This window comes from Mycobacterium sp. UM_11 (assembly GCF_001414075.1).
Taxonomy (GTDB): Bacteria; Actinomycetota; Actinomycetes; order Mycobacteriales; family Mycobacteriaceae; genus Mycobacterium.
The window spans coordinates 1-23,112 of sequence record NZ_LATC01000032.1; the positions used below are offsets into that span (position 1 = coordinate 1).

A 23,112-nucleotide genomic window follows, 5' to 3' on the forward strand; every position below is an offset into this window, starting at 1 on the left:
GCCCGGCACCAGCCCCAGGACGAACGCCGTGCCCACCGCGAGGAAAATCACGATGGTCGCGACTTTGATTCCGGCGAACCAGAATTCGAATTCACCGAAGGAGGACACCGAGAACAGGTTGGTGGCGGTCATCAAGACCATCAGGCCCAGCGACAGCAACCACAGCGGGGCGTGAAACCAGTAGTTGAGCACCTTGCCGCCGGCGACCGCTTCGAAGCCGACCACGATCACCCAGAAGTACCAGTACAGCCAGGCCACCGAGAACCCCGCCCAGCCGCCCAGGGCCTTGCCCGCGTAGTCCGCGAAGGATCCGGTCGACGGGTTCGCGGCCGCCATCTCGCCCAGCATGCGCATCACCAAAACGATCAGCAGACCGCACAGCGCGTACGTCAGAAACGCCGCGGGGCCGGTGTCTTTGATCACCACACCGGAACCGACGAACAACCCGGCACCGATGACACCGCCGAGCGCGATCATGCTGAGCTGACGCTGCGACAGTCCTTGGCGCAGTTGTCCAGTGCCGGCCATCGATGACGGTGTGGGCCGCGGTCAGTCCAGGCGGGTGGCCACCACGGACCACACCGGCAGGTGCACCCGGTGGTCTTCCAGCAGTGGGTCGATGACGCCCAGCCGGTGCACCAGCGGCCGCATCCGCTCCAGGATCTCGCCCTGCTGCTCGGACGCGAACGTCTTCATGGCGTCGAACGTCTCCTTGAGGAAGCGGGCTTGGTAGGTCGTGCTGCCCAGGTAGTCGATGCGCCACCCGTTGGCGCCGAACACCCGCTCGAAGTTGTCGGCGGGGACGGCCGTCCACTGCAGGCCGTTGACGTTGTGGGGGCTGAACTCGAACATGTACAGCCGCGCCCCGGGTTTGGTGGCCCGGTGCAACGCCTGGGCGTACCGCGTCTGGACAACCCCGTCGTTGAGGAAGACGTGATAGAACGCGCTGTCCACCACCGTGTCGAATCGGCCCTCGAAGCCGTCGAGCTTGGTGGCGTCGGCCACCTGGAAATCGACCTGGACCCCGGCGCGCTCGGCGTTGCGCTTGGCGCGCTCGATGGCCGACGGCGAATCGTCGATCCCGGTTGCCGAATACCCATGCGCCGCAAAGTGAATGGCGTGATAGCCCGGGCCGGTACCCGGGTCGAGCACCTCGCCGCGGATCCCGCCGTAGGCCACCAACTGCTGAACGGCCGGCTGCGGGCCGCCGATGTCCCAGGGGATCCGCCGGTCGGTGTGTTCCGCCTCGTCGTACAGCGGTTCGAAACCGGCGACGTTCGCGTCCGTCATGTCTTCTCGCTTCCTCGCGCCTGACGACTGCGAACGAGACTACTGCGCGGACGGCTCAGAGGTGCAGGTCTTGGTCGCGGATCAGCGCCGTGGCGAGCACGCTGATGGCGGCCGTCGCCACCAGGTAGCCGCACGCCAGCCACGGGGCGCCGCCGAGCGCCGCGATGAGCGCGGTCATGATCATCGGGGTGACGCCGGAGGCGTAGATGCCGGAGAACTGGTAGACGAACGACAGCCCGGTGTAGCGGGTGCTGGTGGGATACAGCGACGAGTACAACGTGCCCTGCGCCCCGTAGAACAGCGCATGCACCACGCCGAACACGATGATCAGCGCCACGCCGAACCAGACCAGACTCCGCGTGCCGAACAGCGCGAAGGCGGGAAACGCGGCGAGGCCGTAGCAGGCGACGCCGGTCAGATACACCCGGCGGGCGCCGAACCGGTCGGTCAGCGCGCCGGACACCGGCAGCAGGACCGCCATCAGCAGGGCCGCGGCGGTCACCACCACCAGGACCGACACCCGATTGAAGCCCAGGGCCCCGGTGGCGTAGCTGATGGCGAACACACCCCAGGTGTTGAACGCCGAGCCTTCGGCCCAGCGAGACAGCAAGCCCAGCACGGTGTTTCGCCGTGACCGGGGCTCACGGACGATCTCACGCACGGGCACGGTGGCGGTGGCCTCCAGGTCGCGCAGCTCGCGGAAGGCCGGGGTCTCCTCGACCCGCAACCGCACCACGACGCCGATCACCACCAGCACCAGGCTGAGCAGAAAACCGATGCGCCAGCCGTAGGAGAGGAAGCGTGCCGGGCCCAGGGCGATTTGCAGGACGGCGAATATGCCTGTGCCCAAAGCCAACCCGAGCGCCAGGCCAATCTGGGGAATCGCCCCGAAGCGTCCACGCCGGCCCGCGGGGCTGTGCTCCACGGCGAGCAACACGGCGCCCGCCCACTCGCCACCGAGGGCGAAACCCTGCAGGATCCGCAACGCCAGCAGCAGCAGCGGCGCCCACACCCCGATCTGGGCGGCGGTCGGCAACACCCCGATCAGCGCCGTGGCGATGCCCATGATGAGCATGGTCAGCGCCAGGCTGCGCTTGCGGCCGATCCGGTCCCCGATGTGGCCGAACACCAGCCCGCCGACCGGCCGCATGACGAACCCGACGGCGAACGTCGCGAACGCCAGCAGCGTGCCGACCAGCGAGCTCTCGCTGGGAAAGAAGACCTTGTTGAACACCAGGCCCGCAGCGGTCGCGTAGAGGAAGAAGTCGTACCACTCGACGGTGGTGCCCACCAGGCTGGCCGCGACGACGACCCGCAGGCGATGGCGTTGCTGCGCAGCGGATTCGTCGACCGGGCCGGCGATCGCGTCCAGACCCGCGCCGGTCGCGGGCGCCGGCAAGGTAGCCGCCATGGCGTTAGTGGGCCGAGGCGACCGCGAACGGCGTCGCCGATACCGGATGGGACTGGCGCCGGTTGGGATGACGCCACAGGCCCATCCGCTCGAGCAGCGGCAGCACGCCCTCGCCGAACCAGTAGGCCTCTTCCAGGTGCGGATAGCCCGACAGGATGAAGTGGTTGATGCCGAGTTTGGCGTATTCGGCCAGTCGCTCGGCGACCTCGGCGTGCGACCCGACCAGCGCGGTGCCCGCTCCCCCGCGCACCAGGCCCACACCGGCCCACAGGTTGGGCGCGACCAGCAGCCGGCCGCTGTTGCCGCCGTGCAAGTCCAGCATGCGGCGCTGCCCCTCCGACTCGCTGCGCGCCAGGCTGGCCTGCACCCGCTCGACGTCGGCCGGGTCGACGGCGGCCAGCAACCGGTCGGCCTCGGCCCAGGCCTGCTCGGCGGTGTCGCGGCTGATCACGTGAATTCGCAAGCCGTACTGCAGGATTCGGCCGGCGTCGACGGCCAGTCCACGGATCCAGTCGAGCTTCTGCGCGACCGCAGCGAGCGGCTCGCCCCAGGTGAGGTACACGTCGGAGTGCTTGGCGGCGACCGGGCCGGCGGAGGCCGACGATCCGCCGAAGAACACCGCCGGTATGGGGTCGGGCGGGTTGTTCAGCTGCGCGCCCTCGATGCGAATGTGTTCACCGGCGAAGGTGACCGGCTCGGGTGAGGTCCACAGCTGGCGCACCACGTGCAGGAACTCGGCGGTGCGCGCGTAGCGCGCCTCCTTGTCCAGGTAATCCCCGTAGGCCCGCTGCTCGTGCGGTTCGCCGCCGGTGACGACGTTGAGCAACAGCCGCCCGCCCGAGTGCCGCTGGAACGTTCCGGCCATCTGGGCGGCCAGGGTGGGGCTCAGCAGCCCGGGCCGGAACGCGACCAGGAACTTCAGCGTCTCGGTGGCCTCGACCAGCATCGCGGTCGTCAACCAGGCGTCCTCGCACCACAATCCGGTCGGCGTGAGCACCGCCTCGAAGCCGTTGTCCTCGGCGGCCGCACAGATCTGATGCAAGTACTTCAGCGTGGCGGGCCGGTCGCCGGACATCGGCGTGCCGTGCCCGCCGGCCACCAGGTTCCGGGAATCACCGTAGGTCGGCAAAAACCAATGGAACGCCAGACTCATCCTCGATCCTCTTTCAAACGACGCGACACGAGGGTCCATCCTGCGCAAATCGCGCCCGGCGCGGGAGGGTTGAAACCGTCGAGATTGCATCCCACCCGGGCCGTGCGGCCGGGTGGCGGGAAAGCGGTCCGGCAGGTGGATCGGGCGGACGCCCTCCGGCCGCGACCGGCACGCCTTTCGTTGTGGCAGAGAGGAATACGGCCGGAAATCGCGGTGCAGTCGAGCAGCCGAGCCGACGGAACGGCCCCTAGCACGGTCGCGCAGGTAACCGGTTGGAGACCGATCGGTCACGCCAGGTCACACAATGCTTCCATTTCAGCCTGGCTCGGGCGGCAATGCGCACTCAGCGCGGCATCATTGCGATCATGCCTGAGCTGACACGCCGGGCGGTGCTGCGGGGAGCCGGCACCGGCCTGGGCGCCGCTGGCGTGTTCGCCTTGAGTGCCCTGCTCGATCCGGTCAGACCGGTGGCCGCGACGTTGCCGCAGGCTCCCGCGCCGTTCGAGCCATCGGCGGCGAGCAGCAACCTGCCGACCAGGATCACCGGTTCGTTCGTCTCGGCCGCCCGCGGGGGGGTGAAGACGAATTACGTGATCGCGTTGCCGCCGGGGCAAACCGGCATGCTGCGCCCGGTGATCGCGCTGCACGGCAAGGACGGCGACGCGAACATGATGCTCGACTGCGGTGTCGAGAAGGGCCTGGCCCAGCTGGTCAAGGACGGCAAGCCGCCGTTCGCGGTGGTGGGCGTCGACGGCGGCAGCGATTCCTACTGGCACAAGCGGGCCGACGGCACCGACTCCGGTGCGATGGTGCTCGACGAGTTGTTGCCGATGCTCTCGTCGATGGGTTTCGACACCTCGCGGGTGGGTTTCCTGGGCTGGTCGATGGGCGGCTATGGGGCGCTGCACCTGGGCGCCCGGCTCGGGCCGGCGCGGACCGCGGGGATCTGCGCCATCAGCCCGGCCTTGTACACATCGTTCGCCGAAACCGCACCGAAGGCGTTCGACAGCGAAGACGACTGGACGAAGAACAGCGTGCTGGGTGTGCCGGCGCTGTCGCAGATTCCGCTGCGCGTGGATTGCGGCACCTTCGATCGGTTCTATCCCGCCACCCGGCAATTCGTGAACCAGCTGAAGACGCCGCCCGCGGGCAGCTTCACGATCGGCGGCCACGACATGGTCTACTGGCGGCTCCAGCTGCCCGGCGAACTCGCCTGGATGGCGACCTAGGGAGAAGCGATGACGAAAATTCGCCCGAACTCGTCGGCGTGTGCGCGAGCGGAAATGAACTTCTTGTCGCCGAGGAACGTCATACTAGGGAAGGGTTTTGGGAGGTTTCGGGGATGACTCAGCTGCTGCTGGTCTGCATTGCAGCCGCCACTCCCGTCGCCGGTTTCGGCTTGCTGAACTTGCAAGCCCGCCTCGAGCGATGGGACTACGAGCGCCACGCCGAGGACTGAACCGCCCCCGGGGTCAGATCGACAGCTGCGTACGGATGAGCGGCGCGATCTTGTCCGCCATGTATTGATGCCCCGCGTCGTTCGGGTGCACGCCGTCCGCGCCGATCAGATCGGGCCTGCCGACGAACCAATGCTCGGCGATCGGGTCCACCCACGTCGCCCCCACGGACGCGGCCGCGCCGAAGAGGGCGTCGCGCACCTGCAGCATGGGCAGGGGCACATCGGCGGTCGGCCACGGCGGCCCGATCACCAGGAACCGCGCGGACGGCGCCAGCCGCCGGGCCAAATCGAATGTGCTGCGGGCCCTTTGGCCGACCACGAACGGATCGACGGTCTCGTCGTTGCGGGAGCCGAAGAACACCACCAGCACGTCGTCGCCCTGGACGGCCCTGCCGGTCAGGTCCTCGAAGACGCTGCCGTGGTCGCCCGGCATGCCGTAGCCGGCCCTGCCCTCGGCCGCGACGTCGGCCGAAATCCGTTCGCCCCGCGCGGCGAGCCCGTCCCAGGCCCTCGCGGGCCATGACCTCGGCCCGATCCCGCCCTCGCCGGTGCCGGTGGTGTAGGAGTCCCCGATGACGGCGAGGTGATTCAACCGGAAATCCAGCGTCAAGGTGTCGTACGTACGCACCTGGGCCGGATAGGCGATGCCGACGCCCACCAGAAACGCCAGGCCGATGACGAAAGTGGCCAGACGACTCACTACTACCTCCCCTCCCACGGCATCGTCATGTGCCACTGCATTGTCATCGATTATCCGGCTTGCGCCTGGGCGCCGCGGGCGACCGTCACACCGCGCGGGCCGAAATCGCTTCCCGCGAACGGTCGATCGGATGCACCTTGCCGCTCGGCGGCTCGTCGGGCTCGCTTCTCGCGGTGACGGCTTTGACGTCGACCATTTTGCGCATCCAACGCCGGGCGGGCTCTTCGACGAAGTGATACATCAGCACCGAGATGACCACCGCGATGGCAAGCAGCCCAATGACATTCCATTTCCACGGATTGTCCTGCGGCCGCAGCTCGAACTGCTCGACCGACCATCCCCAGGCGGTGTGCACCAGCTCGTGAACCATGTACAGGCAGAATGAGATCTGCCCGCCGTAGACCATCAACCGCGTTGAGAGCACCCGCGGCAGGCTGCCCACGCCGATCGCCAGCGTGATCACCAGCGGGATGAACAGGATGTCGACCACACCGCCGCTGTCGTTCTCCACCACACCCGAGATCGGGTGCGCGTCAAACCAATACAGGATGCCCACCATCGCGGCCAGCACGAGCAGCGACAGGTACCCGGCGACGCGGCGGCCGCGGTCGGTCAATCGCAGCCGGCGCACGGCGGCGCAGGCCAGCGCGCCGGCGGTGAACTGCGTGACGATGCGGGGCAGCCAGCTCCAGGGCGTGTAGAAGTGGCCGCTGGCCAGCAGCATGACCACCGGCGGCAACGCCGCCGCGAAGGCCAGCACCATCAGGCTGCGCGCCCGGGTCGCCTGCTTCATCCGCAGGATCACCAGCACCAGGAAGCCGAACAGCAGGTAGGCCAGCCACTCGGCACTGATCGACCAGGCCGGCCCGTCCCAGCTGGAATCGTCGAAGAACGGCACGAACCACAGCTGCACCAGCAGGATCTGGCGGACGTAGCTCATGGCGGTGAGCCCGGCGGCGTCGGGCGACGGCACGTGGCCGACGTGCAGGGTGAAGATCACCCACAGCGCGGCGAGGTGCAGGGTGACCAGGTATACCGGCCACACCCGGGCCAGGCGCAGCCACAGGAAGTGCAGTGTCGCGCGCGTCGACCAGGACCGGCCCATCTTCTCGAGGTAGTTCCACGTCAGCACGAACCCGCTGAGGATGAAGAACAGGTCGACGCCCTGGGCGCCGCAGTTGAGCACCGGGGCCAGGGCGTCACGGAAATCGGGCCCCACGTCGCCCAGCATCGGCCGGAAATGGAACAGCACGACCCACAGCGCGGCGATGATGCGCAGTCCCGTCAGGGCCTTGATCTCTCCCCTGATCTCTGCGCCGCGCACAAATGCTCTTTCTGCCTGGACTCTGCCGTTCGCCTGCCAACTCGGCCCACCGGGCGACCACGCGGTATCACCGCCCCCGCCGCGCAACCGGTAGCCCTGGCAGCCTAGCAGCGCGATAGCCCCGACGCGCGGACGGTTGTGGTGTGGCACGCGGTCTTTCGGCGAGGATTTCCCACGCCACAGGTTTGCTCGGGGACCGCGAAAATGGCGGCGAAAATCGCTTCTTACCGAACCGTTAGGTGCGGCTTTCCCCCTCCTTAACCTTGCGGATTAGCGTCGGGAGGCATAGCGAACGCCACGGAGAGCGAGGGGTGTTCATGACGATCGCCGACATCCTGACGCGCGAGCAAAACGGCATCTTCCGCTGCGGCGGCGCCTGGGTCCGGGCCCACCGCCGCCAGCTGGCGACCGTGGTGACGATTCGGGGTGAAATCGACGCCGTCAATGCCGAACAGGTCGGCGACCACATTCGGCGTTTCATCCTCGGCGAGGACCACGTGGTGCTCGACATGGGCGAGGTGAGCCAATTTGCTCCGGCGGGCCTTTCGCTCTTGCAACGCTTCGACGAGGATTGCCGCGCGGAAGGCGTGCAGTGGACCCTGGTCGCGAGCCCGGCGGTCGGCGAGCTCCTGGGTGACGACGGCGATTTCCCCTACGCGCTATCGGTGCACGAGGCGCTGCACGACGTGGCCGACGCCATTGCCACGCGCCGCCGGTTGGCTTTGCCGCTGATCAAGACGTCTTAGCGCGCCGCGTACGGCGCTGCCTGGCGGTCCCGACCACCGTCAGCACCCCCGCGCTGGTCAGCAGCAGCAGGGTCAACAACAGCAACTGCGGGTCGTACACCAACGACGTGGTGAACGGCTGCCCGTCGGCGATCGGCGCGACCGCCACCGTGTGGTGCGAACGAAACCAGCTCACCGCGGCGCCCGCCAGCGCCGCACAGGCGGCCGCCAGTTCGATCACGGCCCTGGTGCTCCAGGAACGGGTGCTCACTGTTCGGTGCCGGCGTCGTCGTCGGCGATGTCGGATCCGGCCGGTTCCACCCGCTCCTGAACCAGCGGGGTCAGCGCCGCCCGCAGCTCGCGGTGCCGTCGCGCCCACGCCTGCGCGTAGCGATCCCCGGTCAGCTTGAGACCGATGCCGATCCGGCCGCGGGGCACCCCGACCAATTCGCCGAGGGCGCGCGCCGACTGCCACCGCGCCAGCTCCTTGCCGGAGGCCTCGTGGTTCTCGGGTTCGGGATAGACCTTGAGGATTTCGCGCACCAGGATGGTTTCGGTGCCCTGGCGCAGGGCGTCCTCGGTGAGCTCCACCGAGACGTGGATGCGTGCCGCCTTCACCTGCAACCCGACGAACCCCGACACCAGCACCAGGAAGATCACCGGAATCAGGAACGACACCGGGGCGCCGCTCCAGACCTCGATCAGGATCATCGCGCCCGCGGCCACCGGACCCCACAGCACCCATATCCAGCTGGCGCCCGATTCGTGGAACAACGGCTTCGGTTCGGCGTCCCTGCCTGTAGTCATCGCAAGCCCCATCTCACGAAAGCCAACCGGCCACGTCCGCGGCCCAGTACGTCAGCACGATATCGGCTCCGGCGCGGCGAATGCTCGTCAACGACTCGAGCGCCGCGACGCGTTCGTCGATCCAATTATTCGCGGCCGCAGCGCAAATCATGGCGTACTCGCCGGATACCTGGTAGGCGGCCACCGGCACGGGCGAGACGTCCGCCGCGGCGGCCACCACGTCGAGGTAACCCAGTGCGGGTTTGACCATCAGGATGTCCGCGCCTTCGTCGAGATCCAGCCGGATCTCGCGGAGCGCCTCGCGGAAGTTGCCCGGCTCCTGCTGGTAGGTGCGCCGGTCCCCGGACAGGCTGGAACTGACCGCCTCGCGGAACGGCCCGTAGAACGCCGACGCGAATTTCGCGGCGTAGGCCAGGATCACGACGTCGGTGTAGCCCGCGGCGTCCAAGCCGTCGCGTATCGCCGCCACCTGGCCGTCCATCATGCCGCTCGGCCCCACCACGTGTGCGCCCGATTCCGCTTGTGCCACAGCGAGTTTCACGTACCGGGCCAACGTGGCGTCGTTGTCCACCCGGCCCCTGGCGTCCAGCACGCCGCAGTGGCCGTGATCGGTGAACTCGTCCAGGCAGGTGTCGGCCATCAGGACCGTCGCGTCGCCGAGATCCTTGGCCAAGTCCCGCAGCGCGAGGTTGAGGATGCCGTCGGGGTCGGTGCCGGCCGACCCGGTCGAGTCCTTGTCCTCGTCGCGGGGCACACCGAACAGCATCAGCCCGCCCACGCCGGCGGTGACGGCATCGGCGGCGGCGCTGCGCAGCGAATCGCGGGTGTGCTGCACGACGCCGGGCATGGACGCGATGGGCCGTGGCTCGTCGATACCGTCGGCGACGAACATCGGCAGCACCAAATGCCTTGGCTCCAAAGACGTCTGCGCCACCAAGCGACGCATCGCGGGGGTGGAGCGCAGCCGGCGCGGGCGCTGCCGCGGATAAGCCATTGGCTAGCTCCTTTTGCGGCGACCCACTAGCGCCTGCGGCTCTTCTTGCGCGGTGGCGGCAGCGCGCCCTCGGCGCGCAACCGCGCGGCGTGTTCGGCCAGCGCGTCGACCAGCGGACCCACGGCGGCCGTCTCCGGCTGGACGTCCACCCGCAAACCGAACTCGGCCGCGGTCTCGGCGGTCTTGGGACCGATGCAGGCGATGATCGTCCGCGCGTGCGGCTTGCCGGCGATGCCGACCAGGTTGCGCACCGTGGAGCTGGAGGTGAAGCACACGGCGTCGAAACCGCCGGTCTTGATCATCTCCCGCGTCTCCGCCGGCGGCGGCGCGGCCCGCACGGTCCGGTAGGCCGTGACATCCTCGATCTCCCAACCGCGTTCGCGCAGCCCCTCGGCCAGCGTCTCGGTGGCGATGTCGGCCCGCGGCAACAGGACCCGGTTCACCGGGTCGAAAATGCTGTCGTAGGGCGGGAAGTCGTCCAGCAGACCCAGCGACGACTGCTCGCCGGCGGGCACCAGCTCGGGGCTGATGCCGAACGCGCGCACCCGGTCGGCCGTCGACTCGCCCACACAGGCGATCTTCACGCCCGAGAACGCGCGCGCGTCCAGACCGAACTCGCCGAACTTCTCCCACACCGCGCGCACCGCGTTGGTGGAGGTGAAGACCACCCATTGGAACCGGCCGTCGACCAAGCCCTTGACGGCCCGCTCCATCTGAGCGGGGCTGCGCGGCGGCTCGACGGCGATGGTCGGCACCTCGATCGGCAGCGCGCCGTAGGACGTCAGCCGCTCGCTCATCTCGCCGGCCTGGTCCTTGGTGCGCGGCACCAGCACGGTCCAGCCGTACAGGGCCCGGCTCTCCCACCAGTTCAGCTTCGCCCGGCTGGCCACCGTCTTACCGATGGTCACCACCAGCGGCCCGGTCAGCGGGCCGGCCGGGTCCGTCCCGCCCAGCACGGCGGAGTCGGTCAGACCGCCCAGCGTCGTCTCGATCGACCGCTGCTGGCAGGTGGTGCCGTGCGCGGTCACCACGCACGGGGTGGTCTCGGCCAGCTCGTGCTCGATGAGGGTGCGCGCGGCGTCGGCCAGATGCGACGTGGTGGCCTGCAGGATCAGCGGGCCGGGCGCCGCGGCCAACGCGTCCCAATCGACGTGTGGGTCGCGCACGTCGGCGACGGTGTGCGACGAGCCCAGCGGGAGCCCCGCGTAGGTGGGCACGGCGCCGGTGGGGGCCAGGCCGGGCACGATCTCGAGGTGCAGGTGGCTGCGCGCGACGGCGTTCACCTCGGTGATGACCGCGTCGACCGTCAGCGGGTCGCCGGCCACCAGCCGCACCACGTCGGCGCCGGCACGGGCCTCGGCGGTCAGCGTCTTGGCCACCTCGGCGGGCTCGCCGAGGGCCGGGCGCACATCGGGGCCGGCCGATATCACCGCGGGTTGGTCCGGGCCGGTGGCGGCGTCACTGTTGCCGGCCGGGGCATCGGCGGGTGCCGGGCCGGAAACCGGTGGCAGGTCCTTGCCGATCAGCGCCAGCACCGCCTCCGGCACGTCGGGGTCGGTGAACACCAGGGCGGCGTTCGCCAAAACCGTGGCGGCCCGGGTGGTCAAGAGTCCCGGATCGCCGGGCCCGGAACCCACGTACGTGATGCGGCCGGGTCTCGGCTTACGCCCTCGCGTCGTCATTGTCGCTCCCACGTCACTCGCAATTAATTTCCTCGTGCAGGGTCCTGCCGCGCCTCGGCCATGAGTTCTCGGGCGCCGAGTTCGAACAACTCTGCGGCGACCGAGACCCCCAGCTCTCGCGCCCGGTCGGCGGAGCCGATCCCGGATGCGCGGATCACGTCGGACCCGTCCAGCGCCGCCACGCAACCGCGCAGCGACAGCTCGTCGAAGACCCGGCCGTCCTCATCGATGGACTCGACCACCTCGGCGATCGCGCCCACCGGTGCGGAACAACCGGCCTCCAGTTCGGCCAGCAGGGCTCGCTCCGCGGTGACCGACGCGCGCGTGTCGGCGTCGTCCAACTCCGCCAGCACCGCCGCCAGATCGTCACCGGCGCGGCATTCGACGGCGAGCGCGCCCTGAGCCGGTGCTGGCAACATCTGCACCGGCTCTAGCGTCTCGGTGACATCGTCGAGGCGACCGAGCCGGGCCAGTCCGGCCCGAGCCACCACGATCGCGTCAAGATCACCACTGCTTACCCTGTTCAACCTGGTATCTAGGTTGCCTCGTAGGGGGCGGATTTCCAAACCGAGACCCAATGCTCTAAGCTGCGCGGCCCTGCGCGGGGACGACGTGCCCACCAGCGAACCCGGCGGCAACTCCCCGAGCACCAGCCCGTCGCGGGCCACGACCACGTCGCGCGGGTCGTTGCGCGGCGGTATCGCCGCGATGGTGAACCGCGGGTCGTCCGCCGTCGGCAAATCCTTGTGCGAGTGCACCGCGGCGTCCACCCGGCCGTCGTCGATGGCCTCGCGCAGCGCGGTCGTGAAGGCCCCGACGCCCAGGGTCTCGATGGGCGCCGACGAGCGGTCACCGGCGGTGGTGATGATCACCAACTCCGCGGGGTGGCCGTTGGCGATCAAGGCGTCCCTGACCACGCCGGCCTGGGTGGTGGCCAAGAGGCTGCCCCGGGTGCCTATCCGGATCACGTTCGCCAATCGGCTACTCGGCCACTTCTTGGGTTCCGGCGTCGAATCCCGTTGACACAACGGGCAATTCGCCCGCGGCGACGGCGGCCACCGAGTCAATGGCGGTCTGGTCGAGTTCGAAGAGTTCGCGCAACGCCTCGGCGTAGCTGTCGCCGCCCGGGGCGCTGGCGAGTTGTTTGATCCGCACGGTGGGCGCGTGCAGCAGCTTGTCCACCACCCGCCGCACGGTGCGCGCCACCTCCTCGCGCTGGGCGCTTTCCAGGCCGGGCAGCCGGTTGTCCAGCCGCAGCAGTTCCGCCTCCACCACGTCGGCGGCGCGCTGGCGCAGCGCGGTCACGGTCGGGGTGACCTCGGCCATCCGCTGCCCCGCCAGGTAGGCGGCGAGTTCGGCCGCCACGATGTGGCGCGCGGCGTGCACATCGGAGGCGGCGGCGTGCGCCGACGGCTCGTGCTGCACGCGATCCACGTCGACCACCCACACCCCCGGCAAGCCCGCGACCGCGGGGTCGACGTCGCGCGGCATGCCCAGGTCGCAGATCACCAGCGGACGCGTCGACTCGTCGCGGCGCGCGGCGGCCAGCGCGTGGTGCACGTCGGCGAGGGTGACCACCGGGCTCACCGCGCCGGTGCAGCTGACCATGACGTCGGCGTCCGCCACCGCCTCGGCCAAGCGGTCGAGTGACATCGCGTCGGCCTGCACACCCGATTCGCGGATCTTGCGGGCCAGCCGCTGCGCCCGGGACGACGACCGGTTCAGCACGTGCACGTGCCGGACGCCGGCCCGGGTCAGGTGGGCCGCGGCCAGGGCGCCCATCGCGCCGGCGCCGACCAGCGCGGCGGTCTTGCCCTCCAGGCCGCCCAGCCGGCGCTCGGCCATGTCGAGGGCGACCGACACCACCGAGGCGCCGGCGGCGTCGATGGCGGTCTCGGAGTGCACCCGCTTGCCCACCGAAAGCGCCCGCTGGGCCAGTTCGTGCAGCACCCGGCCGACGGTGCGATTGGTTTCCGCGGTGGCGTACGCGCGGCGCACCTGGCCGAGCACCTGCTGCTCACCCACCACGGCGGAGTCCAGCCCGCTGGCCACCGCGAACAGGTGCTCGACGGCGGCCTCGCTGTAGCGGACGTACGCGTATTTGGTCAGGTCCCCCATCGACATTCCGGAGTGATCCGACAGCACCTGCCCGATCGCGGCCAACCCGCCGTGGAACGCGTCCACCACGGCGTAGACCTCGACCCGGTTGCACGTCGAGAGCACCATCGCCTCGGTCACCAGCGGCGACTGCAGCACCCGGTCGACGATCTTGCCCTGATCGGATTCGTCGATGGTGAGCTGTTCCAGGACGGAGACCGGCGCACTGCGGTGCGAAACCCCGAAAAGCAAGACGCTCACGGCAGCATCACCTGGCCAGCTCCCTTGCTTTCTCCAGTAATCGAACTGGTTTCCACGGTAATCGTTTAACAGGTGGGCTACCAAATAATTGCCCGGTGGCCCTCATCTCCCGAGATCCGCGCGCAGCCGCGCCTCGTCGATATCCCAGTAGCTGTGCTCGCGGCCGTCGAGCAGGATCACGGGCAGCCGGTCGCCGAACTCCGCCCGCAGCGCCGGGTTGCCCGCCGCCGCGGCGGCGTCGACGTCGGTGGTGGAGAGCTCGAAGCCCAGCTCGGCCGCCAGTTCGCCCAGCCGGGCATGCACCCGCTCGCAGATGGTGCAGCCGTCGCGGGTCAGGAGTTCCACCCGCGGGCGGCCGGTCGCTTCGGTCATGGGCACCAGTCTGGCATCGGTGACTTGTGGGCCTATTTACCAGGCGTTATGTTCCGCTCATGGCCGAGGCGACAGTGCGGGTTGATCCCGCGGTGATGCGGGGCGCCGCCACATCGCTCAGCGGTGCGGCCGAGCAACTTTCGGGCCAGCTCGCCCAGCTGGACGATCAGGTGGGACGGTTGTTGGGCGGCTGGCAGGGCGCGTCGGGCACCGCGTACGGGGCGGCGTGGGAGCTGTGGCATCGGGGCGCCCGCGAAGTGGAGCACGGGTTGTCGATGCTGGCGCACCTGGTGGGCGAGGCCGGCGGTGCGTATGCGGGTAACGAGGCCCGGTCGGCCCAAGCGGAGCGGGCGGTGCGTGGTGGCTGAGGCGTTTCGGGTGGATCCGCAGGCGTTGGCCGATGCGGTGCAGCGGATGGCGGGCTTTCAGCGCTACGCCGAGGACATGATCGCCGAAATCGATTCGCGGGTAACGCATTTGCACGCCGTGTGGACGGGCGAGGCCGCAGCGGCCCACGCCGAGGCGCACCAGCACTGGGTGCGCGGCGAGGCGATGATGCGCGAGGCGCTGGCGCAACTCGAGAAGGTGGCCACGACCGCGCACGGCAACTACACGGGCGCGATGTCGACGAATCTCGGCATGTGGTCGTGAGCACATGGCGCCCCTGGCGTGTGAGGACCGGTTTGTCGACCATCGCGCACCTCCGCGACTGAGTGCAAAGAGACTCCGCTCGGCGCCTTCGGCTGCGCCTCCCCCACCCCCCGCCGGATAGGGTTGAGTACCGGGACCCACTGGGTCGCCAGGCAACACAGCGATCTAGGAGGTTTGGCGATGACTTCCTCTGACCCGGTCAACGGCGACGTCAGTCGCGCCGACTTGGAATCGCTGGCCGCCGACGCCAGCGCCGCCCGCGCGCTGGAGGGCCTGCAGGCCGAGACCGCCGGCGAGGACCGCCCGCAGCCGCCGATCGACCTGACCGCAGCCGCCTTCTTCGACGTCGACAACACCCTGGTGCAGGGCTCCTCGGCGGTGCACTTCGGTCGCGGGCTCGCGGCGCGGAACTACTTCACCTATCGCGACGTGCTCGGCTTCATCTATGCCCAGGCCAAATTCCAGGTCCTCGGCAAGGAGAACAGCAACGACGTCGCCGCCGGCCGCCGCAAAGCGCTCGCCTTCATCGAGGGCCGGTCGGTCGAACAGCTGGTGGCCCTGGGTGAGGAGATCTACGACGAGATCATCGCGGACAAGATCTGGCCCGGCACCCGCGAACTCACGCAGATGCACCTAGACGCCGGCCAGCAGGTCTGGCTGATCACAGCCACCCCTTACGAGCTCGCGGCGACCATCGCGCGGCGGCTCGGCCTGACCGGCGCCCTGGGTACCGTTGCGGAGTCGGTCGACGGCGTGTTCACCGGCCGGCTCGTCGGCGAGATCCTGCACGGCACCGGCAAGGCGCACGCCGTGCGATCGCTGGCGATCCGGGAGGGGCTCAACCTCAAGCGCTGCACCGCCTACTCCGACAGCTTCAATGACGTGCCAATGCTGTCGTTGGTGGGCACCGCGGTCGCCATCAACCCGGACGCGCGCCTGCGCACCCTGGCGCGCGAACGCGGTTGGGAGATCCGGGACTTTCGCACCGCCCGCAAGGCCGCGCGGATCGGGGTGCCGTCGGCGCTGGCGCTGGGGGCTGCCGGCGGGGCACTGGCCGCGGTGGCATCCCGGCGGCAATCCCGCTGATAGGCTGCGCCGCTGAGACCTATTCGAAGCGGAGAGCGACAGCGGTATGACAATCCCCAAAGGAGCCGAAGGGCTCATCGGCAGCCATTACCGGGCTCCGGATTACTTCCTGGTCGGCCGCGAGAAGATCCGGGAGTTCGCGCTCGCCATCAGCAACGACCATCCGACGCACTTCAACGAGGCCGACGCCGCCGAGGCTGGATATGACGGGCTGGTGGCCCCGCCCACATTCCTCGCCATCGCGGGTCGGCGCGTGCAGCTGGAGATCTTCACCAAGTTCAGCATCCCGATCAACATCGCGCGGGTCATGCACCGCGACCAGAAATTCAAGTTCCACCGGCCGATCGTCGCCGGGGATAGGCTTTACTTCGACACTTATCTAGACTCGGTCATTGAGTCCCATGGCGCCGTGATCACCGAGATCCGCAGCGAGGTCACGGACGCCGAGGGCAAACCGGTGATCACCAGTACAGTCACGATGCTGGGAGAAGCCGCCCACCACGAAGCCGACCACGAAGCCACCGTCGCGGCAGTCGCGTCAATCTCAGCGGGAAAGTAGGTTCGAATCTATGACGTCACAGGGGGAAACGGGTAGCACCCAGCTGAAGCCGCCGGTCGACAAGGTTCGGTCGCACTACGACAAATCGAACGAATTCTTCAAGCTTTGGCTTGACCCGTCGATGACGTACAGCTGCGGTTACTTCGACGAGAATCCGGACCCGCAGAACCTGACCAAGACGCTCGAAGAGGCGCAGTACGCCAAGCGCAAGCTCGCCCTCGACAAGCTCCACCTGGAACCGGGCATGACGCTGCTCGACATCGGCTCCGGGTGGGGTTCGACGATGCGGCACGCCGTCGACGAGTACGACGTCAACGTCATCGGCCTGACGCTCAGCGAAAACCAGTACGCCCATTGCGTGGCCGAGTTCGAGAAGATGGACAGCCCGCGCCGCAAGGAGGTGCGGATCCAGGGCTGGGAGGAATTCCCCGGCGACGTACCTATCGACCGCATCGTGTCGCTGGGAGCGTTCGAGCACTTCGCCGACGGCGCCGGTGACGCGGGGTACGAGCGGTACGCCACCTTCTTCAAGAAGTACTACGACCTGCTGCCCGACGACGGCCGCATGCTGCTGCACTCGATCGTGGTGCCCAGCGCCGAAGAGGGCAAGAAGATGGGCCTGCAGGTGAACATGACCCTGCTGCGGTTCATCAGCTTCATCCTCAAGGAGATCTACCCGGGCGGAAAGCTGCCCCAGGTCGACCTGGTCGACAAGTACGCGACGGACGCGGGCTTCAAGATCGAGCGACACCACTTCATCGGCAAGAACTACGTGCCGACGCTGACGGCCTGGGGCGATGCCCTCGAGGCGCACAAGGAAGAGGCGATCGCCCTGAAGGGCCAGGAGACCTACGACATCTACCTGAAGTACTTGCGGGGCTGCTCGGACCTGTTCCGCGACGGCTACACGAACGTCTGCCAGTTCACGATGGTCAAATAGTTCGAGCGACAAACGCCCCGGAAGCCGTTGGCTCCGGGGCGTTTTCGCGTCGGCGAAGCCCGGAAAGCGAAACGGGCCGGGCCGGGAAACGAAGAGCTCAGCCGAAGAAGATGTTGCGCCTGCCGGCGAGCAACCGGTACAGCGTCTGCTGGATGGTCTCGCGAACCTGGTCGGTCACCTCGAAGGTGACCATCGGGTCGTCGGCGTCGGAGGCGGCGTAGTCGCTGGTGTAGATCGGCTCGCCGAAAGCGATGCGCCACTTCGAGGGCAGCGGGACCAGGCCCGCCGGCCCCGCCAGTGGGAACAGCGGCGTGATCGGGAAATACGGCAGGCCGAACAGTCTGGCCAGCAGCTTCACATCGGTCAGCATCGGGTAGATCTCTTCCGAACCGATGATGGAGCACGGGATGATGGGCGCCTTGGTGCGCAGCGCCGCCGTGACGAAGCCACCGCGGCCGAAGCGCTGCAGCCGGTAGCGGTCCTCGAAGCGCTTGCCCAGTCCCTTGTAGCCCTCGGGGAACACGGCCGTCAGTTCGCCGGCGGCGAGCAGCCGGTGCGCGTCGGTGGTGCAGGCCATGGTATGGCCCGCCTTGCGGGCGGCTTCGCCCACCACGGGCAGGTCGAACACCATGTCGGCGGCGAGCAGCCGCAGGTCCCGCTGCGCGGGATGCTCGTCATGAACCGCCACCGACAGCATCAGGCCGTCGAACGGCAGCACGCCGGCGTGGTTGGCCACCACCAACGCGGCCCCCTCGCTGGGCAGGTTCTCGACGCCGCTGACCTCGACCCGGAACCACGACCGGAAGAAGAACCGGAGCAACGGCCGGACGATCGCGCTGTTGAAGTGCGGATCGAAGCCGAACTCGTCGACGCTGTAGTCGCCGGTGATCCGCTGCCGCAGGAAGCCGGCCACCGCGGCGACCCGCTGCGCGAGTTCGTTGAGGGGTACGTCGGCCGAGCCGGCGCCCGTGCCGCGGCGGTGCTCGTCGATCTCGCGGACGACGGCGGCGATCTCTTCCGCCGACGCCCTACCGTGCGGGTCCGAAAGCAAGGAAGGATGCTGGCCAGCAGACTCCGCGCGCTGATCGGATCTCCGACGCGCCGCTACCCGACCCCGATTCGTGTGCAGTGGAATGACATTCGCTCTGGTTTCACCCGCCACGATTCCTACCTGACCCCACCCCACGAACTTGGATTTCGGCTACCCCAGCGCTGGGCTAAGGATATGGCGCGACTTTCCAAGGAGCGTACCCGATGCGGGTCGATAATGGGAGTCATGCCACGGCCGCGGACGTAGTCGTCGAACGCCTCGGCGGTCGTCCATTTCGGCTGGTAGCCGAGTTCCGTCCGCATCCGGGTGGTGTCCATGACCCGGCCGTAGCTCAGGTAGGCGAATTGATCGCGGCTGATCTCGTTGTAACGGTTAGCCCGTCTCAATGAATCCAGCGCCCAGACGCCAAAACCGGGCACTGGCAACGGAATACGGCCAGCCCGGCGGATCGCCTGCGACAGCATGATGATGCCCTCGGCGCCGACGTTGAAGGTGCCGGCCTTGCCGGCCATCGCCGCGCGCTCCAGCGCGCCCAACGCATCCTGCTCGTGCAGCAACTGCAGCCGCGCGTCGCGGCCGAACATCGTGGGCACCAGCGGCCCGGCCAGGTAGCGCGACAGCGTGGTGTCCATCGCCGGCCCGATCATGTTAGCCAAGCGAAGGATCGTCACGGCGATGTCGGGCCGGCGCCGCCCCAGGCCGCGGGCGTAGGCCTCGATGTCGAGGCTGTCCTTGGCGAAGCCGCCGCGCAGGGGCCGGCGACTGGTGCTGTCCTCGGTGAACATCACCGGATCGTGCGCGCTGGAGCCGTACACCTCCGACGTCGACTTGAGCACGACGCGGCGCACGGAAGGCGCCTTCTGACAGGCCGCGAACAGCTGCATCGCGCCCATCACGTTGATTTCCTTCAGCGCCGCGGTGCCGCCGGAGCGGGGCGCGTACGAGGCGGCCGCCGCGTGTACCACCGTGTCGACATCGCCGTTGCGAATCACCTTGGCTATGAAGGGATTACGGATGTCGGCCCGAACGAACTCCGCGCGGCCCATCCGGCGCAGCATGTCCTTGCTGGGCGCGATCGCGTCCACCGCGATGACCGCGTTGATCATCGGATTCTGCGCGAGCCGAGCGGTCAGGTAGCCGCCCAGGAACCGGCACGCCCCGGTGACCAGCACAACCTTGGGGTAATGCACCGTGTTGCTCGCGGTGCCGCCGTTTCCGGCGCCATCCCCACTCGACTGATCCACCCAAACAGCCTATCGACTCTTCAGAGACCGCAGCAGGACGCCGCGGGCGGGCCCTACTTACCGAGTTTTCTGCGCTGCACCCGGGTGCGGCGCAACAACTTGCGGTGCTTCTTCTTCGACATGCGCTTGCGCCGCTTCTTGATTACTGAACCCATGAACTCCGCTATCTGACCCGTGACCTGCTTGCTCCGATTGACCCGGACACTTTACCCGGCGGGACGCACCGAACACCAAACCGGCGTCGGCGTCCGCAGCGGAGCGCGCATGGCCGGCCGCGCGCAGTCAGCGGGCGGCCGGTTTCGTCTCAGCCCGCGTCGAAGTAGGACGTCTCCAACATGTCGTGCACCGCCTTGGCGTGCACGCGGAAAGACCGCCCGACGCGGACCGCGGGCAGCTCGCCGTTGTGCACCAGCCGGTACACCGTCATCTTGGAGACCCGCATCAACGCCGCCACCTCGGCGACGGTCAAGAACTGTGTCCTGCCCTGCTGGCCCTCGCCGGAACCGGTGTCCCGCTTACCAGCAGAATCGCGCGCCGATGGCCCGTTCGTAGACGTCATCGCAACCCAATCGTGTCAGGCACCCGCAATGCCAGCGGCTTCCCCTCCGCTGGCACCCACACGTGCATACAAAGAGGAGAATAGCGGGACTAATGGGGTTACTGGTACTGGTGGGGGACAATCAGTTCAAAAATCTTGGATTACTCCGATGTAATTCTTAGCTGCTCAGAGCGCATTTTGGCGGCCTGAACCGCCGCATCCACGGCCGCGCGCAGGCCGCCCCGTTCCAGTTCGCGCAGCCCGGCGGCGGTGGTTCCCCCGGGTGAGGTGATGGTGGCCCGCAGCTGGGTCGCGGTGGCGTCCACCCGCAACCCCGGCGCCTCCCCCTCGGCCGGTCGCCGCTCGGCGTCCATCCGTTCCAGCAGCATGGCCGCCGACCCGGCCATGGTCTGCGCGGTCAGGTCGGTGGCCACCTCGCGGCTCAGACCGGCGGCCACCCCGGCGTCCACCAGGGCCTCGACCATCAAGAAGAAATAGGCCGGGCCCGACCCGGAAAGCGCGGTCACCGCGTCCATCTGGGCTTCCGGCACGGTCAGCACGCCGCCGACGGAGTCGAACAGGGCCGAGACCCCCTCGAGCTGCGGGACGGTGACGAACCGGCCCTTGGCCAGGGCGGTCACCCCCGCGCCGACCAACGCCGCCGCGTTGGGCATGGCGCGCACCACCGGCGTCCCGGCGGGCAGCTTCGACTCGAAGTACGAGAGGCCGATTCCGGCCGCGACGGTGACGAACACCTGCTCGGCGCTGTCGGTCTCGGCCGCGGCGGCCGCCTTGGCCAGCTCCGCCATCACCGGCTCGACATCGCCCGGCTTCACCGCCACCACGACGAAGGACGCGTTCTCCACCGCGTCGGCCACCGAGGTGATCAGCACCGAATAGGTGGCTGCCAGATACTCGGCGCGCTCCGGAACCCGCTCGGCCACCACCAGGTCTTTGACCTGCCGGCCCGCGCGCAGCAGACCCGACAGCAGTGCCTCCCCGATGCTGCCGCCACCGATGATCGCGATTCTTGCCATGCCCGACAGCATCGCAGACACCGGCGGCTACCCGGCGGCAGGGACCAGCGCCAGTTGGCGGGCCTGCACGACGAGGCGGCCCAGACTGTCGACGACGGTGTGGTCCTCGTCGAACCAGTCATGCCCGATTTCGGTGCAGGTCGCGATGATCCGGAGCCACCCGTCGGCGGGCAAGCCGCGCAGGAAGGCCGTCAGCTGGACGGTGGGCGCCCAGCCGGTGCGCTCCACCGCGAAGGTCACCGGCGCGGACAGATCCCCGCACATCAACGCGAACAGCGCGTCCGGCGCCACGCCCCGGGGGCGCGCCCACATCTGGATCACCGGCGGTCCCCCGTCGGCCGTCGGCCCGAGCGTCGACAACACCGGTCGCACGTCGCAGCCCTCGCCGAGGTGCACCAGGCCGGCCAGCGGGTGGCCGGGCCCGATCGGCGCGACGTCGTCGGGCGGCTCGGGCGCCATCAGGCCCACCACGGGGTTGGCCGACAGCAACGGCTTGGCGTCACCGTCGGGCGGAAAGTGCTCCGGCTCACCGAGGTTGACCACGGCGTGCACCGCGGTGCGGTCGTCCTGGGTGAGCTCGACGTCGACCACGCTGATCCGCCGGCCACGCTTGCGGATCGAGGTCACCAGCCGCATCGGCCCCGGGTCGGGGGCCCACAGGAAGCTCGCCGACACCGCGACCGGTTGCTGGACCGCCTCAAAGCCGGCCGACGGTCCGCCGCAGGCGCTGCGGGCGGCGTTGGCGCACAGCGCCAGCATCGCGCCGCCGTGCACCTTCGGGCCGATGGTCCAGTGCTTGTTGAGCTCGCCTTCAAAGACGCCGGGGTCAACCTCCCGCAATGCCATCGCGGTGGTGAATAACGCGTTCATGGTCTCCTGGATTGATCAGCGCAGCAGGTGCGTGCGGGCAAACTGCAGCGATTCGGCGAGCATGCTTTCGCGCTCGTTGGCCGAACGCGCGCTGGACGTGGACACCTCCAGGATGACGTGGCCGCCGAAGTGGCTGCCGGCCAGCATCTGGCAGACCTCCGCGGTGGGCTGGGTGCCGTGCCCGGGCACCAGGTGCTCGTCGGCGGGCAGACCACTGCCGTCGCACAGATGCAGGTGGACCAGCCCGTCGCCCATCCGCTGGGCCATGTCCAGCGAATCGCTGCCCGCGGTCGCGGTGTGGGACAGGTCCAGCGTGTAGTGCGCGTGGTTGCCGTCCAGCGGGTCGTAGGAGGGCGCGAACGCCGAGATGGCCGGGCCCGGGCCGCCGCCACGCCGGCGCATCCGCTCCAGCGACTGGCCCGATCCGAAGAACCGGTCCGCGCGGAACGGGAACATGTTTTCCACCGCGACCATCACGTCGCTCGAGGCCTCCAGCGCCGCGACCTGCTCGCTGAAGCCCTCGGCGTAGCGCCGCTGCCAGCGAAACGGCGGGTGCACGACGACGGTCTGCGCGCCGAGCTGCTCGGCGGCGCGCACGCTGCGGTCCAGCTTGGGGATCGGGTTAGCGCCCCACACCCGTTGCGAGATCAGCAGGCAGGGCGCGTGCACGGACAGCACCGGTACCCGATAGCGCCGGGACAGTTTGGCGACGGCGTCGATGTCCTGACTGACCGTTTCGGCCCACACCATCAGCTCGACCCCGTCGTAGCCGAGCCGGGCGGCGTACTCGAACGCGGCCTCGGCCCGCAATGGGTACACCGAAGCCGTTGAGAGTCCGACTTTGATAGCTGGGCGCAACGG

27 protein-coding genes are annotated in these 23,112 nt (G+C 68.8%); 7 read left to right on the top strand and 20 right to left on the bottom strand.

Annotated elements, in window-relative coordinates:
- The 4 genes from WU80_RS10585 to WU80_RS10600 form a co-directional block, all read right to left on the bottom strand.
- Positions 1–528: amino acid permease (locus WU80_RS10585; protein WP_156371786.1), on the bottom strand; the 528-nt coding region annotated here is incomplete at its 3' end.
- Positions 529–549: 21 nt separating this feature from the next.
- Positions 550–1,290: a class I SAM-dependent methyltransferase gene (locus WU80_RS10590; RefSeq protein WP_156349653.1), complete on the bottom strand. Its 741-nt coding sequence runs from the start codon at positions 1,288–1,290 to the stop codon at positions 550–552.
- 55 nt (positions 1,291–1,345) lie between these two features.
- Entirely contained in the window at positions 1,346–2,701 is a 1,356-nt protein-coding gene (locus tag WU80_RS10595; protein ID WP_055404580.1) for an MFS transporter, read from the bottom strand.
- 4 nt (positions 2,702–2,705) lie between these two features.
- Complete coding sequence (locus WU80_RS10600; RefSeq protein WP_055404579.1) at positions 2,706–3,854, bottom strand: LLM class flavin-dependent oxidoreductase; 1,149 nt, start codon at positions 3,852–3,854, stop codon at positions 2,706–2,708.
- A 365-nt stretch (positions 3,855–4,219) separates the two neighbouring features.
- Here WU80_RS10600 and WU80_RS10605 point away from each other — a divergent pair, with 365 nt between their 5' ends.
- Positions 4,220–5,083 (top strand): alpha/beta hydrolase, encoded by an 864-nt coding sequence (locus WU80_RS10605; protein WP_369808510.1) that lies wholly within the window; start codon positions 4,220–4,222, stop codon positions 5,081–5,083.
- A gap of 243 nt (positions 5,084–5,326) precedes the next feature.
- Here WU80_RS10605 and WU80_RS10610 read toward each other — a convergent pair whose 3' ends face one another.
- Positions 5,327–6,013 (bottom strand): GDSL lipase, encoded by a 687-nt coding sequence (locus tag WU80_RS10610; RefSeq protein WP_055404577.1) that lies wholly within the window; start codon positions 6,011–6,013, stop codon positions 5,327–5,329.
- Between the two features lie 85 nt (positions 6,014–6,098).
- The gene (locus WU80_RS10615) at positions 6,099–7,337 is read right to left on the bottom strand and encodes an acyltransferase (RefSeq protein ID WP_055404576.1); all 1,239 of its coding nucleotides are present in this window, start codon (positions 7,335–7,337) and stop codon (positions 6,099–6,101) included.
- Positions 7,338–7,654: 317 nt separating this feature from the next.
- On the opposite strand from WU80_RS10615, the gene WU80_RS10620 reads away from it, so the two are divergent.
- Entirely contained in the window at positions 7,655–8,083 is a 429-nt protein-coding gene (locus tag WU80_RS10620; protein WP_055404585.1) for an STAS domain-containing protein, read from the top strand.
- Here the strand turns inward: WU80_RS10620 and WU80_RS10625 are convergent.
- The 7 genes from WU80_RS10625 to WU80_RS10655 form a co-directional block, all read right to left on the bottom strand.
- Complete coding sequence (locus tag WU80_RS10625; protein WP_055404575.1) at positions 8,070–8,333, bottom strand: hypothetical protein; 264 nt, start codon at positions 8,331–8,333, stop codon at positions 8,070–8,072. The two genes, WU80_RS10620 and WU80_RS10625, sit on opposite strands and share 14 nt — an antisense overlap.
- A complete protein-coding gene (locus tag WU80_RS10630) occupies positions 8,330–8,869 on the bottom strand; it encodes a hypothetical protein (protein WP_055404584.1) in 540 nt (179 codons plus the stop codon). The genes WU80_RS10625 and WU80_RS10630 overlap by 4 nt, the downstream gene beginning before the upstream one ends.
- Before the next feature lie 13 nt (positions 8,870–8,882).
- Positions 8,883–9,863 (bottom strand): porphobilinogen synthase, encoded by a 981-nt coding sequence (hemB, locus tag WU80_RS10635; protein ID WP_082459931.1) that lies wholly within the window; start codon positions 9,861–9,863, stop codon positions 8,883–8,885.
- Positions 9,864–9,889: 26 nt separating this feature from the next.
- Positions 9,890–11,545 carry a uroporphyrinogen-III synthase gene (locus WU80_RS10640; RefSeq protein ID WP_055404574.1) on the bottom strand — a complete coding sequence of 552 codons (1,656 nt, stop codon included), beginning with the start codon at positions 11,543–11,545 and terminating at the stop codon, positions 9,890–9,892.
- Between the two features lie 23 nt (positions 11,546–11,568).
- A complete protein-coding gene (gene hemC / locus WU80_RS10645; RefSeq protein ID WP_055404582.1) occupies positions 11,569–12,513 on the bottom strand; it encodes a hydroxymethylbilane synthase in 945 nt (314 codons plus the stop codon).
- 13 nt (positions 12,514–12,526) lie between these two features.
- On the bottom strand, positions 12,527–13,903 hold the full coding sequence (locus tag WU80_RS10650) for a glutamyl-tRNA reductase (RefSeq protein WP_055404573.1): 1,377 nt from the start codon (positions 13,901–13,903) through the stop codon (positions 12,527–12,529).
- Between the two features lie 102 nt (positions 13,904–14,005).
- Positions 14,006–14,275, bottom strand: a complete 270-nt coding sequence (locus WU80_RS10655; protein ID WP_055404572.1) for a glutaredoxin family protein — start codon at positions 14,273–14,275, stop codon at positions 14,006–14,008.
- 59 nt (positions 14,276–14,334) lie between these two features.
- Here WU80_RS10655 and WU80_RS10660 point away from each other — a divergent pair, with 59 nt between their 5' ends.
- From WU80_RS10660 to WU80_RS10680, 5 genes are all read left to right on the top strand, one after another.
- Positions 14,335–14,643: a WXG100 family type VII secretion target gene (locus WU80_RS10660; protein WP_055404571.1), complete on the top strand. Its 309-nt coding sequence runs from the start codon at positions 14,335–14,337 to the stop codon at positions 14,641–14,643.
- Positions 14,636–14,926 carry a WXG100 family type VII secretion target gene (locus tag WU80_RS10665; RefSeq protein WP_055404581.1) on the top strand — a complete coding sequence of 97 codons (291 nt, stop codon included), beginning with the start codon at positions 14,636–14,638 and terminating at the stop codon, positions 14,924–14,926. Before WU80_RS10660 ends, WU80_RS10665 begins: the two co-directional genes overlap by 8 nt.
- A gap of 180 nt (positions 14,927–15,106) precedes the next feature.
- Complete coding sequence (locus WU80_RS10670; protein ID WP_055404570.1) at positions 15,107–16,012, top strand: HAD family phosphatase; 906 nt, start codon at positions 15,107–15,109, stop codon at positions 16,010–16,012.
- Positions 16,013–16,058: 46 nt separating this feature from the next.
- A complete protein-coding gene (locus WU80_RS10675) occupies positions 16,059–16,571 on the top strand; it encodes a MaoC family dehydratase N-terminal domain-containing protein (protein ID WP_055404569.1) in 513 nt (170 codons plus the stop codon).
- A 10-nt stretch (positions 16,572–16,581) separates the two neighbouring features.
- Positions 16,582–17,511 (top strand): cyclopropane mycolic acid synthase family methyltransferase, encoded by a 930-nt coding sequence (locus WU80_RS10680; RefSeq protein ID WP_055404568.1) that lies wholly within the window; start codon positions 16,582–16,584, stop codon positions 17,509–17,511.
- 97 nt (positions 17,512–17,608) lie between these two features.
- Here WU80_RS10680 and WU80_RS10685 read toward each other — a convergent pair whose 3' ends face one another.
- From WU80_RS10685 to WU80_RS10710, 7 genes are all read right to left on the bottom strand, one after another.
- Positions 17,609–18,697, bottom strand: coding sequence for a lysophospholipid acyltransferase family protein (locus WU80_RS10685; protein ID WP_156349652.1), 1,089 nt, complete (start codon positions 18,695–18,697; stop codon positions 17,609–17,611).
- Positions 18,679–19,806: an SDR family oxidoreductase gene (locus WU80_RS10690; RefSeq protein WP_055404566.1), complete on the bottom strand. Its 1,128-nt coding sequence runs from the start codon at positions 19,804–19,806 to the stop codon at positions 18,679–18,681. Before WU80_RS10690 ends, WU80_RS10685 begins: the two co-directional genes overlap by 19 nt.
- A 53-nt stretch (positions 19,807–19,859) precedes the next feature.
- Entirely contained in the window at positions 19,860–19,961 is a 102-nt protein-coding gene (locus WU80_RS25370; RefSeq protein WP_003402602.1) for a 30S ribosomal protein bS22, read from the bottom strand.
- Positions 19,962–20,110: 149 nt separating this feature from the next.
- Positions 20,111–20,365: a cell division/environmental response transcriptional regulator gene (locus WU80_RS10695; RefSeq protein WP_046185670.1), complete on the bottom strand. Its 255-nt coding sequence runs from the start codon at positions 20,363–20,365 to the stop codon at positions 20,111–20,113.
- Positions 20,366–20,505: 140 nt separating this feature from the next.
- The gene (gene proC / locus WU80_RS10700; RefSeq protein ID WP_197285988.1) at positions 20,506–21,381 is read right to left on the bottom strand and encodes a pyrroline-5-carboxylate reductase; all 876 of its coding nucleotides are present in this window, start codon (positions 21,379–21,381) and stop codon (positions 20,506–20,508) included.
- Between the two features lie 27 nt (positions 21,382–21,408).
- Positions 21,409–22,251 (bottom strand): thioesterase family protein, encoded by an 843-nt coding sequence (locus WU80_RS10705; protein WP_055403947.1) that lies wholly within the window; start codon positions 22,249–22,251, stop codon positions 21,409–21,411.
- A 15-nt stretch (positions 22,252–22,266) separates the two neighbouring features.
- On the bottom strand, positions 22,267–23,109 hold the full coding sequence (locus WU80_RS10710; RefSeq protein ID WP_055403948.1) for a sugar phosphate isomerase/epimerase: 843 nt from the start codon (positions 23,107–23,109) through the stop codon (positions 22,267–22,269).
- Positions 23,110–23,112: the final 3 nt, after the last annotated feature.